Here is a 13,045-nt window from a genome sequence, read left to right as displayed (position 1 = left end):
CGCCGAAGGGGGATGATGGTTGACGTGAGCGACGTTGGCCTCCGCGACCACCATCCCAAGCGCGGGGAGCTACGCATCTACCTCGGCGCGGCTCCGGGCGTGGGCAAGACGTACTCGATGCTGGGCGAAGCGCATCGGCGGCTGGAACGCGGCACCGATGTGGTGGCGGGCGTGGTGGAGACCCACGGACGGACGAAAACCGCTGAGCTGCTTGAGGGCATCGAGGTGATTCCGCCGCGCCAGGTCGAATATCGCGGCGGTAGCTTCCCCGAACTCGACGTGCCGGCCGTTTTGGCCCGGCACCCCCAGGTCGTGCTGGTCGACGAGCTCGCCCACACCAATACGCCGGGCAGCAAGAACCCCAAGCGATGGCAGGACGTCGAGGAACTGCTGGACGCCGGGATCACCGTGATCTCCACGGTCAACGTCCAGCACCTGGAAAGCCTCAACGACGTCGTCGCGCAGATCACCGGCATCGAGCAAAAGGAGACCATACCGGACTTCATCGTGCGCCAGGCCTCGCAGGTCGAGCTCATCGACATCACGCCGGAAGCGTTGCGGCGCAGGTTATCCCACGGCAATGTCTACGCCCCCGACCGCATCGATGCCGCGCTGTCCAACTACTTCCGCCGTGGAAACCTCACCGCGCTAAGGGAATTGGCGCTGCTGTGGCTCGCCGACCAGGTCGACACCGCGCTGGCCAAATACCGGGCCGAGAACAAGATCACCGACATGTGGGAGGCCCGCGAACGGGTCGTCGTCGCGGTCACCGGTGGTCCCGAGTCCGAAACTCTGGTACGACGCGCTTCCCGGATCGCCTCGAAGTCGACCGCCGAGTTGATGGTGGTGCACGTCATCCGCGGTGACGGCCTGGCCGGTCTGTCGGAGTCGCGGATGGCCAAGATCAGGGAACTGGCCAGCAGCCTGGACGCGTCGATGCACACCGTGGTCGGCGACGAGGTCCCCACGGCCCTGCTCGAATTCGCCCGCGAGATGAACGCCACGCAGCTGGTGATCGGCACCTCGCGACGGTCGCGCTGGGCGCGGCTGTTCGAGGAGGGGATCGGCCCGCGGATCGTCGAACTATCGGGAAAGATCGACGTGCACCTGGTCACCCACGAGGAATCCAAACGCGGCTTCCGCGCGTCCTCGCTGGCACCCCGCGAGCGGCGGGTCGCCTCATGGCTGGCGGCGCTGATCGTGCCGTCGGTCATCTGCGCCGTCATCGTGACGGTGCTTGACCCGTACTTGGGCACCAGTGGAGACAGCGCGCTGTTCTTCGTGGGGGTGCTGCTGGTCGGTCTGCTGGGAGGCGTTGCCCCGGCGGCGGTCTCGGCGGTGACGTCCAGCCTGTTGCTGAACTACTTCTTGACAGCGCCCCGGCATACATTCACCATCGCCGAACCCGACGCCGCGGTTACCGAACTGGTGCTGCTGCTGATCGCGGTCGCGGTCGCGGTGCTGGTCGATGGCGCGACCCAACGCACCCGGGAGGCCCGGCGCGCTTCGCAGGAGGCCGAGCTGCTGACCCTGTTCGCCGGTTCGGTACTGCGCGGGGCGGACCTGGAAACGCTGCTCGAGCGGGTGCGCGAGACCTACGCCCAGCGGACGGTCAGCATGCTGCGCGAGACCGACGACACATTGCGCGCCGGCGGCAAGAAGACCGAGGTGGTCGCGTGCGTGGGCCGCGAGCCTTGTGTGACAATCGATTCCGCCGACACCGCCATCGAGGTCGGCGATGACGAGTTCTGGATGCTGCTGGCGGGCAGGAAGCTGTCCGCGCGCGACCGGCGGGTGCTCAGCGCGGTGGCCAGGCAGGCCGCGGGTTTGATCAGGCAGCGTGAGCTCGCCGAGGAAGCCAGCCGTGCCGAGGCGATCGTGCGGGCCGACGAACTGCGGCGCTCCCTGTTGTCGGCGGTCAGCCACGACCTGCGGACGCCGCTGGCGGCGGCCAAGGTCGCCGTCTCCAGCCTGCGCGCCGAGGACGTCGCCTTCTCCCCCACCGACACGGCCGAATTGCTGGCCACCATCGAGGAGTCGATCGACCAGCTGACCGCCCTGGTCGGAAACCTGCTTGACTCATCGCGTTTGGCCGCCGGGGTGATCCACCCGGACCTGCGCCGGGTGTATCTGGAGGAGACGGTGCAGCGGGCCCTGGTCAGTATCGGCAAGGGCGCCACGGGTTTCTTCCGGTCCGCCATCGACCGGGTCAAGGTCGACGTCGCCGATGCCATGGTGATGGCCGACGCCGGGCTGCTGGAACGGGTGCTGGCCAACCTGATTGACAACGCGCTGCGCTACGCGCCCAACTGTGTGGTGCGGGTCAACGCCGGGCAGGTGGGCGATCGCGTGCTGATCAACGTCATCGACGAGGGCCCCGGAATTCCGCACGGGGCCGAAGAACAGATCTTCGAAGCGTTTCAGCGGCTCGGCGATAACGACAACACCATCGGCGTCGGCCTGGGGATGTCGGTGGCGCGGGGCTTCGTCGAGGCGATGGGCGGGACCATTACGGCCACCGATACCCCGGGAGGCGGGCTGACCGTGATCGTGGATATGGCCGCGCCGCAACCGATAGGCGCGCTGTGACTCGCGTTTTGGTGATCGATGACGAACCGCAGATCCTGCGCGCGCTGCGCATCAACCTGTCCGTGCGGGGTTATGAGGTGATCACCGCATCCAGCGGCACCGGCGCGTTGCGGGCAGCCGCCGAACACAAGCCCGACGTGGTGATCCTCGACCTCGGCCTGCCCGACATCTCCGGGATCGACGTGCTGGCCGGCCTGCGCGGCTGGCTCACCGCGCCGGTGATCGTGCTGTCGGCGCGCACCGATTCGTCGGACAAGGTCGAGGCGCTGGACGCCGGCGCCGACGACTACGTGACGAAACCCTTTGGCATGGACGAGTTCCTGGCGCGGCTGCGTGCGGCGGTGCGGCGCAACACCGCGGCCTCCGAACTGGAACAACCCGTCATCGAGACCGAGTCGTTCACCGTCGACCTGGCCGCCAAGAAAGTCACCAAGAACGGCAGCGAGGTTCACCTCACCCCCACCGAGTGGGGCATGCTGGAGGTGCTCGTCCGCAACCGAGGCAAGTTGGTCGGCCGCGAGGAGCTCCTGAAGGAGGTGTGGGGTCCGGCGTATGCCACCGAAACACATTATCTCCGAGTGTATCTCGCGCAGCTGCGCCGCAAACTCGAGGACGACCCGTCACATCCCAAGCACCTGCTGACCGAGTCGGGCATGGGGTATCGGTTCGAGGCCTGACGTTCGGCAGCTTGGTCACATGCGCACCATCCGCCTCCGCGGGGAGGCACTCGACCTTATGCCCGCCTCACAGCGACAACTTTGCCGTCGCCCGCAACGCCAGCACGCGTTGGTGTATTCGGTGCTCGGTACTGCGCGGGATGTACCCCGGACCGTACACAGCTCGACCCAGCCGACGGGCCCTGTCGCGGCCGACCTCCCAGCGCAAAGCATCCGAGATCACTTTTGATGCCCTGCCCGGGATGCAAAAGCCCTGCCTCTTAAGCGACTCCATCATCTCGGCGATAGTGGCCCGTCCATGGTGAGCAAGGTGCATCGTGAGCACGTAGCGAAGCTCGGTCCCTTGAAGGTTCATTCCCGCAGGGTGGCACACCCGTCTGACACCGGCGAAGTTGTCGCTGCGAGGCGGGCACAAGCGGTGCCCACTTTTCCAGAGACTGGTGTGACCTATGTGGCTTATTCGGCGATGGACAACACGATGCCGTCCAGGATGTCGTGCTCGCTGACGGTCAGCTCGTCGATGGCCGCACGGGCGCGCAGCTCGCGCGCCAACTCCTCGACCACGATGGCGCCCCCGCCGATCACGTCGGCGCGGCCCTCATGCATCGGGCCCAGCGCAGCGCGCTGCGCCCGCGTCATGCCGATCAGTCGTTCGCACACCGCCACCAGGTCGGCGCCGGCAACTCGCGAAAGATGAATGGCCGCAGAGTCATATGTTGTCATGTTGTGGGCCAGCGCCGACAGCGTGGTCATCGTCCCGGCCAGCCCGACCCAGGTCTTCGCCCCCTCGACGGGCACCTCACCCAGCGCGACCTCGAGCCGCTCGCGTACCACCTGGCGCGCCGCCGCGACTTCCTCGGGCGTCGGGGGGTCCGAATGCAGGCAGCGTTCGGTCAGCCGGACGCAGCCGATGTCGGCCGAATAGCTGGCCGTCACTCCGTCTTCGGCGCCACCGCCGGTGACGATTTCGGTGGAGCCGCCGCCCAGATCGACGACGACGAAAGGACCCGCCGCGCTGTCCAACTCGCCGACGGCGCCGCGGAACGACAGCGACGCCTCCTCGGCGCCGGTGATGACCTCCGCCACCGCTCCGGGCAGCACCGCGCCCAGCACGTCGGCCGTCATCGCGAAGAAGGCGTCGCGGTTGGCGACGTCGCGGGCGGCCGAGGTGGCTACCATCCGCACCCGTTGCGCCCCATGCCGTTTCAGTAAGGCCGCGTAGTCGGTGAGCGCCGCACGGGTGCGCGCTATCGCGTCCACCGCGAACTCACCGGTGGCGTCGACACCCTGACCCAGCCGCACGATCCGCGTCTCGCGGTGCACATCGCGCAGCCTGCCATCGTCCAGGTCGGCGATCAGCAAGCGAATTGAGTTGGTACCGCAGTCGATTCCCGCGAGTCTGCCGTTCACCATCGATCCGCCTCCAGAACCCCGGCCATCGCCGGCTCGCCGGCCAGGATCGCCAGCGCCTCGTCGCCGAACGGGTTCACGCCGGGCCCCTTGGCCAGCGAATGGGCGATCAGCACGTGCAGGCACTTGACCCGGTCGGGCATCCCGCCGCCGGAGAACGTGGTGCCCAGCGATTCGATCGCGTCCCGTTCGGCCAGATACGACTCGTGGGCGCGCCGGTAGGCGGCCGCCAAGTCAGGGTCCCTGCCCAGCCGCTCGGTCATTTCGCGCATCAGCCCCGTCGTCTCCAGCCTGCTGGCCGCGGCCGTCAGCGCCGGATGGGTCAGGTAGTACAACGTCGGAAAGGGCGTGCCGTCGGGCAGTTTCGGTGCCGTTTTCACCACGCCGGGTTCGCCATTGGGACAACGGTAGGCGATCTCGAGCACCCCGCGCGGCTCGCGGCCGAGTTGGCGCGCCACCGCTTCCAGGTCGCCACGATCAACCACCGGGACCCGCGGGATTCGGTGCGGGCACCGGACCGGGCGCTCCCGGTTCGACCGGCGGCGGGGCTTGGGGCGCAGGCGGATTGGCCGGCGGCAGGTGCGGGGCGTCGGCGATGGTATGCCACAGCGACGTGTACCAGGGGTCGGTGTTGGCCGGTTTCGCCGAGGGGGATCCCGGCTGCACCGGCTCGGCCGCCGACGGCGGAAGCTGCACCTGGAACGGGATGTCGCCGGGCTTGACGAAGCCGAGCCGCTCGCGGGCCTGCGCCGCGATGTAGGCCGGGTCGCCGAGCTTGGCCTTGCGCTGCTCGAGATCCGCGACCTGACGCCGCAGCGCCGCCTCGGTGGCGGCCAGCTGGTTCATCTCGGTGCGCTGGGCGAAGTAGGTGCGCACCGGTCCGGCGATGGTCAACGTCAGCACGCAGATCACCGCGGCCAGCACCGCCGCCCGGCGCGCGGTGAACCCCAGCCGTTGCTCGGAGCGCTGCTCGACCGATTCGGCCGCCTGGCGCGTGATGGGCTCGACGACATGCTCTTGCTGCGTGCGCGCGGTGGCGCGGCCTGCCGGATTCGCCGTGGGCGACGTCCGCGACGACGGCTTGGAGGACGGCTTGGCCGAGCGACGGCGCCGAACCGAGTCACCGGCCTTCCCCGGGCGCGATGCCGGGGAGCGCCGTTTGGAGTCGGGCCGTTTCGCGTCAGCCATGTCAACCGTTGCGCGTCAAGCTATTTCGCCTCCACGGCATACCGCGGGAAGGCCAGGTCGCCGGCGTAGCGGGCGGCGTCACCGAGCGCCTCCTCGATCCGCAGCAGCTGGTTGTACTTGGCGACACGCTCGCTGCGGGCCGGCGCACCGGTCTTGATCTGCCCGCTGCCCACGGCCACCGCCAGGTCGGCGATGGTGGTGTCCTCGGTCTCGCCGCTGCGATGGCTCATCATCGTGCGATAGCCGCTGTGGTGGGCGAGCGCGACGGCGTCCAGTGTCTCGGTCAGCGTCCCGATCTGATTCACCTTGACCAGCAAGGCATTTGCCACGCCCTTGTCGATGCCCTCTTCCAGGCGTTCGGGATTGGTGACGAAGATGTCGTCGCCGACCAGCTGCACCCGGTCACCGATCGACGCGGTCAAGGTCGCCCAGCCGTCCCAATCATCTTCCGACAGAGGGTCTTCGATGGATACCAACGGATACGAGCCCAACAGACCGGCGTAGAAGTCCGCCATCTGCGCCGCGGTGCGCGTGCTGCCCTCGAACTTGTAGCCGGTCCCCTCGGTGAAGAATTCGGTGGCGGCCGCGTCGAGGGCCAGCGCCACGTCGGAACCGAGCTTGAAACCGACCGTCTCGATGGCCCGGCTGATCAGGTCCAGGGCCGCGGTGGTGCCCGCCACGTCGGGGGCGAAACCGCCCTCGTCGCCCAGGCCCGTGCTCAAGCCCTCCTTCTTCAGCACCGCCTTGAGCGCGTGGTACACCTCGGCGCCCCAGCGCAGCGCCTCGGCGAAGCTGGGCGCACCGATCGGCGCGACCATGAACTCCTGGATGTCGACGGCGGTGTCGGCGTGCGCGCCGCCATTGAGGATGTTCATCATCGGCACCGGCAGGATGTGGGCGTTCGGGCCGCCCAGGTAGCGGAACAGCGGCAGCTCGGCGGAATCGGCGGCGGCCTTGGCCACGGCCAGCGATACACCCAGGATCGCGTTGCCGCCCAGCCTCGACTTGTCGGGGGTGCCGTCCAGATCCAGCAGCGCCTGGTCCACCAACCGCTGATCGTCGGCGTTCAGGCCGATCACCGCCGGGCCGATCTCGTCCAGCACGGCCTGCACCGCCTTCTGCACGCCCTTGCCGCCGTAACGCTCGCCGCCGTCGCGCAGCTCGACGGCCTCGTGTTCGCCCGTCGACGCCCCGGAGGGCACCGCCGCGCGGGCGAACGTTCCGTCGATCAGGGCAATCTCGACCTCGACTGTCGGGTTACCGCGGGAATCGAGGATCTCGCGGGCCCCGACCTGCTCGATAATCGGCACTGAGTTCTCCTTGCGTCCTAGCCGGTGCGTGCTTTCGCCGGTCAGCGATACATCCTGCTACAGCGGGTGACCTTTCGCGTAGGCGGTGGCCCAATCGCGGACCGCCCGGGCATACACCCCGGAGTTGTTGTAGGCGCGCAGCGCGGTGATCCAGCCGCGGGGCGTTGCGAGATCCTTTCCGCGCCAACACAGGTAACCGGCCGCCGCGAGCGCGGCGTCGTCAATGTTGTCGGGGCTGACGCGGCCGTCGTTGTGAGCGTCGACACCATAGAGCCGCCACGTCTCCGGGATGAACTGCATCGGTCCCATGGCGCGCGTCACTCCGTCGTCGTCGGTGACGGCTTCCTCGGTGTCGACGATGCGCAGCGTGCCGCCGCTGCCGTCGAGGCGGACACCCCGAATCGGGGGGCTCACATCGCCGTTGGGGGCCAGCCGCGCGCCGCGGTAGGTGCCGTGATGGCTCTCGACCTGGCCGATGCCGGCCAGGGTGGTCCACGCGATGTGGCATTTCGGGTTCTCGACTTCGGCCACCCGCGCCGCGTAGGCGTAGGCCTCGAGCGCGATCACCGGGATCTCGAGTGCCGCCGACCGCTGTTGTGCCCAGTCCCGCAACTGATCCGCGGGCCGGCCGCTGGCGTGGGTGTCCACCGCGGGCACCGGATCCCCGGCCGGTGGTGGCACGCCGTCGGGGATGAACAGGCTGAGCTGCCAGGTGCAGCTGGAGGCCAGAACGATCGCGGTCGCGCCGATCACGGCGGCCGCGCGCATCCAACGCCTCGGCGACACCATGCTTTCCTGAGCTCCCCTAAACTCGCCTGCACCAACTCCCGCCACACCATCGTCCCATGCGTTCGGGACCTACCCGGTTGCGTCGGGCCCCGGCGGACCGACTCGCCGTCGGCGTCAGCTAATCCTCCGATCGCTGTTGGTCGCCTCGGCTAGCGCGGTCGGCCGCCCGCCAACCACGGGGATTCGCAACCTCATCGGCGATATTACCGAGCGCGCGCGGACAAATCGGGCAAACATTCCGGCGGTCGCTCTGCGTCCTGTTCGAAATGCGAATCAACGCGCGACCGCGCGGAGGTAACGGCGGGCGCGCGTCAGGCGTCATCGGCCGCGGCGTCGGCGGTGGACTCCTCGGCCGCCGGGCCGGCCTCGCCGTCGGTCTCCAGCGCCGACTGTTGCGGCGCATCGTCGATCGGCGCCGCGGTCGGCCAGTGCTCGCGCCACTCCCGCTCGGAGATCTCGCCGAGCGGGACCACGTCGAGCTCCTCGGGAACACCGGTGCCGCGGCGCGCCGCCGCGATCGACCGCTCGACTCCGCGGACCGTCTCCACGAAGTCCAGAACGGCGGTGCGCAACGCACTTTCGGCATCGACATCGGCCGACACCGAGACCGAGGTGATCTCGTCGGGGATCAGGTCGGCGGGAAGGCCCGCTTTGCCGGCCCGGGCGACGACCTTCTGGGCCAGTGCCAACGCGGGCTGCCCGGTGTGCACATCGTCCATCACCGATTTCCGCGGCTTCTCGGCGGCCTTGCGCTCTTCCCACTGGGCCAACTGCTCTTCGAGCGAAATCGATTGTCCGGCAAGAACTCCCGGCACCCGGTTGCCGAGTTTGCGCATCAGGGCGCCGGCGACATCGTCGATGGTGAAGGCGGACTGCGGCGCATCCTCGGCGATGCGGGCGTGGAACAGCACCTGCAGCAGCACGTCGCCGAGCTCGTCGCGCAACTGCTCGGCGTTGCCGCTGCCGACGGCGTCGAGCAGCTCGTAGGTCTCCTCCAGCAAAAACCTGCGCAGCGAATCGTGGGTCTGCTCGCTTTCCCACGGCCCGGCGGTGCGCAGCTTGTCCATCATCGCCACGGCATCGACCAGCCGCTCACCGCGGGGCGTCTCCGGCGCCGAGATCAGCCGCGCGCCGGCGGCCAGCCGGGCGGTGACGGCGGGGTGCTCGGGGTCCGACGACAGCAGCACGGGGGCCGGAGCGTCGGGGTCACCGGAGTGCACCGGGCGCGCCGCGGGCAGCGACCAGGGCACCGCGACGGGCATCTCCTCGGTGTATTGCACCTCGCCGGTCAGGTGCTCGATGGCCTCGACGGGCACCAGCGAGGGACGGCGGGGGTCGAACAAGACGACGATCATCGCGCCTGTCGTTCCTCCCTTGCCATCGACGCAGGTAGTTCACTCGTTATACCAATGTCTGCCTGCGGTTTGCCCTGCAGTGCCGTCACCAGGTTGGCCACCATCTGCACCAGCTCGACATCGCGCAGCCGCGGCGCGCCCACCCCGCCGGACCGCGGGATCGGCACCGACACCGTGGACGTCGTGGCGCGGTAGTTCGCGGCCGGATACATCCGCTTGAGCCGCACCTGCGCCGAATCCGGCAGCGTCATCGGCGAGACCCGCACGGTGGACGCCGACGGCGCGGACACCTCGGTGATGCCGGCGGCGCGGCACAACAGCCGCAGCCGGGCCACCGCGACCAGCCGCAGGGCCGGTTCGGGCAGCGCCCCGTACCGGTCGATGAGTTCCTCCACGACCGCGTCGATCTCGCCATCGGAACCCGCGGCGGCCAGCCGCCGATACCCCTCCAGGCGCAGCCTGTCGCTGGCGATGTAGTCCGGCGGCAGGTGCGCGTCGACCGGCAGGTCGATCCGCACGTCCTTGGGTTCCTCGGCGGTGGTGACGGTGTGGCCGTCGGCGGCGGCCCGATAGGCCTCCACCGCCTCGCCCACCAACCGGACGTACAGGTCGAAGCCCACCCCCGCGACGTGCCCGGACTGCTCGACGCCCAGCACGTTGCCGGCCCCGCGGATTTCCAGGTCCTTCATCGCGACGGCCATGCCCGCGCCCAGCTCGTTGTTCTGCGCGATGGTGGCCAGCCGGTCGTAGGCCGTCTCGGTCAGCGGCGAGTGCGGCGGATACAGGAAGTAGGCGTAGCCGCGCTCCCGGCTGCGGCCAACCCGGCCGCGCAGCTGGTGGAGTTGGGAGAGGCCGAAGGTGTCGGCGCGCTCGACGATCAGCGTGTTGGCGTTGGAGATGTCCAGGCCGGTCTCCACGATCGTGGTGCACACCAGGATGTCGTATTCGCGGTTCCAGAACCCCTGCACCGTGCGTTCCAGCCGTTCCTCGGGCATCTGCCCGTGCGCGACGACCACCCTCGCCTCGGGCACCAGCTCGCGGATCCGGGCCGCCGTCCGGTCGATGGAGCTGACCCGGTTGTGCACGTAGAAGACCTGACCGTCGCGCAGCAGCTCGCGTCGCAGGGCCGCCGCGACCTGCTTGTCGTCGTGTGGGCCCACATAGGTCAGCACCGGATACCGCTCCTCGGGCGGCGTCAGGATCGTCGACATCTCCCGGATGCCGGCCAGGCTCATCTCCAGCGTCCGAGGAATCGGAGTGGCGCTCATGGTCAGCACGTCGACGTGGGTGCGCAGCGACTTGATGTGCTCCTTGTGCTCGACGCCGAACCGCTGCTCCTCGTCGACCACCACCAGCCCCAAGTCCTTCCAGCGCACCCCGGTCTGCAACAGCCGATGCGTGCCGATCACCACGTCCACCGAGCCGTCGGCCAGCCCCTCGACGACGGCCTTGGACTCCGCCGCGTCGGTGAACCGGGACAGGCCCTTGACGGTGACGGGGAATCCGGTCATCCGGTCGGTGAAGGTCTGCAGGTGCTGGTCGGCCAGCAACGTGGTGGGCACCAGCACGGCGACCTGCTTGCCGTCCTGGACCGCCTTGAACGCCGCCCGCACCGCGATCTCGGTCTTGCCGTAGCCGACGTCGCCGCAGATCACCCGGTCCATCGGGATCGGCTTTTCCATGTCGGATTTGACCTCGGTGATCGCGGTGAGCTGGTCGACCGTCTCGGTGTAGCCGAACGCGTCTTCCATCTCGGCCTGCCACGGGGTGTCCGGCCCGAACGCGTGACCCGGGCTGGCCTGCCGCTTGGCGTACAGCGACACCAGCTCGCCGGCGATCTCGCGCACCGCGCGGCGCGCCTTGGTCTTGGTGTTGGTCCAGTCGCTGCCGCCGAGCTTGGACAGCGCCGGCGCCTGCCCACCGACGTACCGGGACAGCTGGTCCAGCGAATCCATCGGCACATACAACTTGTCTGAGCCGCCGCCACGCTTGCTCGAGGCGTATTCGAGCACCAGGTACTCGCGCCGCGCGCCGCCGACGGTGCGCTCGACCATCTCGACGAACCGGCCGATGCCGTGTTGGTCGTGCACCACCAGATCACCGGCCGTGAGCGCCAGCGGGTCAACGGTGTTGCGCCGCTTGGCCGCCAGGCGTTTGCCTTCGACGGCGGTCACCCGGCTGCCGGTGAGGTCGGTCTCGGTGATCACCACCAGCGTGGCGCCGGGGATGATGACGCCGTCGTGCAGCGGGCCCTTGAGCACACCGACCACGCCGGCCTTGGGGGCGGCGCCCGAGTCGAGCATGGCCGCGGGGGTGTCACATTCGGCCAGCCGTTCCACCACGCGGTGCGCGGTCCCGGTGCCGGGCGCGACGACGACGGCGTAGCCGCCGGTGCTGACGTGCGCGCGCAGCATCGCGAAGATGCCGTCGATGTCGTGCTGATGTCCGAGCGCCGAGGGCGCCGCCCGGATGTCCAGCTCCACGGCCGACTCGTCGGACAGCTGGCTCAACGTCCACCACGGATGCCCGGCGCGGGTCGCCGCAGCCCGCACGTCGTCGAGCTCGGCGAATCCCGACCCGCCGAACTGCGCCACGTCGACCGGGGCGTCGGTACCCAGCGCGGCCACCGACCACGACGCCTCGAGGAACTCGCTGCCGGTCTTGATCAGGTCGGCGGCCCGGGTGCGGACCTTCTCCGGGTCGCACAGCAACACCGGTGTGTGCTGCGCCAATTGATCGGTGAGCAACACGTGCTCGCCGGGCCGAAGCACCGGCAGCAGCGCCTCCATGCCGTCGACCGAGATGCCCTCGCCGATCTTGGCCAACATGTCGGTGACGCTGCCGGTGATGGTGGGCTCGGTGGTGCGGTGCCGGGCGGCCAGTTCGGCGGCGCGCCGCCGCACGTCATCGGTCAGCAACAGTTCCCGGCAGGCCACCGCGATCAGGGTGTCGACCTCGATCTCGGGGATCGAGCGCTGATCGGCGACCGAGAACATCCGCATCTCGCTGACCTCGTCGCCCCAAAACTCGATGCGCACGGGGTGCTCGGCGGTCGGCGGGAAGACGTCGAGAATCCCGCCGCGCACGGCGAATTCGCCGCGCCGGCCCACCATGTCGACCCGGGTGTAGGCCAGCTCGGCGAGCCGGGCGATCACGCCCTCGAATTCGACCTCGGCGCCCACGGTCAACGTCACCGGCTCCACCAGGCCCAGCTGCGGCGTCATCGGTTGCAGCAGCGAGCGCACCGCGGTCACCACCACCTGCAGCGGCGGGCCCAGTCGCGCGTCTTCGGGATGCGCCAGCCGGCGCAGCACCGTCAGCCGGGCGCCGACGGTGTCGACGCCGGGCGAAAGCCGCTCGTGCGGCAGCGTTTCCCACGACGGGAACACCGCGACGGCGTCGCCGAAGACGCCGCGCAGTTCGGCGGTCAAGTCGTCGGCTTCGCGCCCGGTCGCGGTGACTACCAGCAGAGGACCCAACCGCGCCAGCGCGCTGGCGACGAACAGCCGTGCGCTGGCTGGACCCACCAGGTGTAATTCGGCAGGCGACGCGGCCGCGCTGTCGATCAGCTGCTGGAAGGTCGGCGCGGTGAGCGCCAATTCAACGAGCCCCGCGATCGGGGTTTCTGGGCGAGCAGCCCCCGGTGCGGTCATGATGAATTCCATTCTAGGGGCCCTCAGTGACAGGGCCGGACGCACCGAACCGCGTCAATATTGAGCTCGGCGAC

At 69.2% G+C, this 13,045-nt stretch carries 9 protein-coding genes and 1 pseudogene; 2 read left to right on the top strand and 8 right to left on the bottom strand.

Annotated features, from left to right (window positions below; all coding sequences use genetic code 11):
* Positions 1 to 12 precede the first annotated feature (12 nt).
* Together DQP57_RS05030 and DQP57_RS05025 are read left to right on the top strand one after the other, a co-directional pair.
* On the top strand, positions 13 to 2,589 hold the full coding sequence (locus DQP57_RS05030; RefSeq protein WP_112631945.1) for a sensor histidine kinase: 2,577 nt from the start codon (positions 13 to 15) through the stop codon (positions 2,587 to 2,589).
* Positions 2,586 to 3,266 (top strand): response regulator, encoded by a 681-nt coding sequence (locus tag DQP57_RS05025; RefSeq protein WP_112631944.1) that lies wholly within the window; start codon positions 2,586 to 2,588, stop codon positions 3,264 to 3,266. The genes DQP57_RS05030 and DQP57_RS05025 overlap by 4 nt, the downstream gene beginning before the upstream one ends.
* A gap of 15 nt (positions 3,267 to 3,281) precedes the next feature.
* On the opposite strand, the pseudogene DQP57_RS27105 reads toward DQP57_RS05025, so the two are convergent.
* From DQP57_RS27105 to mfd, 8 genes and pseudogenes are all read right to left on the bottom strand, one after another.
* A pseudogene (locus tag DQP57_RS27105) lies at positions 3,282 to 3,621 on the bottom strand (hypothetical protein).
* Between the two features lie 101 nt (positions 3,622 to 3,722).
* Positions 3,723 to 4,679: a Ppx/GppA phosphatase family protein gene (locus DQP57_RS05015; protein WP_112631942.1), complete on the bottom strand. Its 957-nt coding sequence runs from the start codon at positions 4,677 to 4,679 to the stop codon at positions 3,723 to 3,725.
* Positions 4,673 to 5,161: a DUF501 domain-containing protein gene (locus DQP57_RS05010; protein ID WP_112631941.1), complete on the bottom strand. Its 489-nt coding sequence runs from the start codon at positions 5,159 to 5,161 to the stop codon at positions 4,673 to 4,675. Before DQP57_RS05010 ends, DQP57_RS05015 begins: the two co-directional genes overlap by 7 nt.
* Positions 5,154 to 5,864, bottom strand: a complete 711-nt coding sequence (locus DQP57_RS05005; protein ID WP_112631940.1) for an FtsB family cell division protein — start codon at positions 5,862 to 5,864, stop codon at positions 5,154 to 5,156. Before DQP57_RS05005 ends, DQP57_RS05010 begins: the two co-directional genes overlap by 8 nt.
* A gap of 20 nt (positions 5,865 to 5,884) precedes the next feature.
* Entirely contained in the window at positions 5,885 to 7,174 is a 1,290-nt protein-coding gene (gene eno, locus DQP57_RS05000; RefSeq protein ID WP_112631939.1) for a phosphopyruvate hydratase, read from the bottom strand.
* Between the two features lie 57 nt (positions 7,175 to 7,231).
* Positions 7,232 to 7,960, bottom strand: a complete 729-nt coding sequence (locus DQP57_RS04995) for a lytic transglycosylase domain-containing protein (protein ID WP_112632003.1) — start codon at positions 7,958 to 7,960, stop codon at positions 7,232 to 7,234.
* Positions 7,961 to 8,274: 314 nt separating this feature from the next.
* A complete protein-coding gene (locus DQP57_RS04990; protein WP_112631938.1) occupies positions 8,275 to 9,318 on the bottom strand; it encodes a nucleoside triphosphate pyrophosphohydrolase in 1,044 nt (347 codons plus the stop codon).
* On the bottom strand, positions 9,315 to 12,971 hold the full coding sequence (gene mfd, locus DQP57_RS04985) for a transcription-repair coupling factor (RefSeq protein WP_165821748.1): 3,657 nt from the start codon (positions 12,969 to 12,971) through the stop codon (positions 9,315 to 9,317). Before mfd ends, DQP57_RS04990 begins: the two co-directional genes overlap by 4 nt.
* Positions 12,972 to 13,045: the final 74 nt, after the last annotated feature.

Origin of the sequence: Mycobacterium colombiense, from assembly GCF_003284935.1 — a bacterium.
Lineage (GTDB): Bacteria > Actinomycetota > Actinomycetes > Mycobacteriales > Mycobacteriaceae > Mycobacterium > Mycobacterium arosiense_A.
The sequence above is the reverse complement of the archived record's forward strand: the minus strand, read 5'-3'. Positions and strand labels throughout refer to the sequence as shown.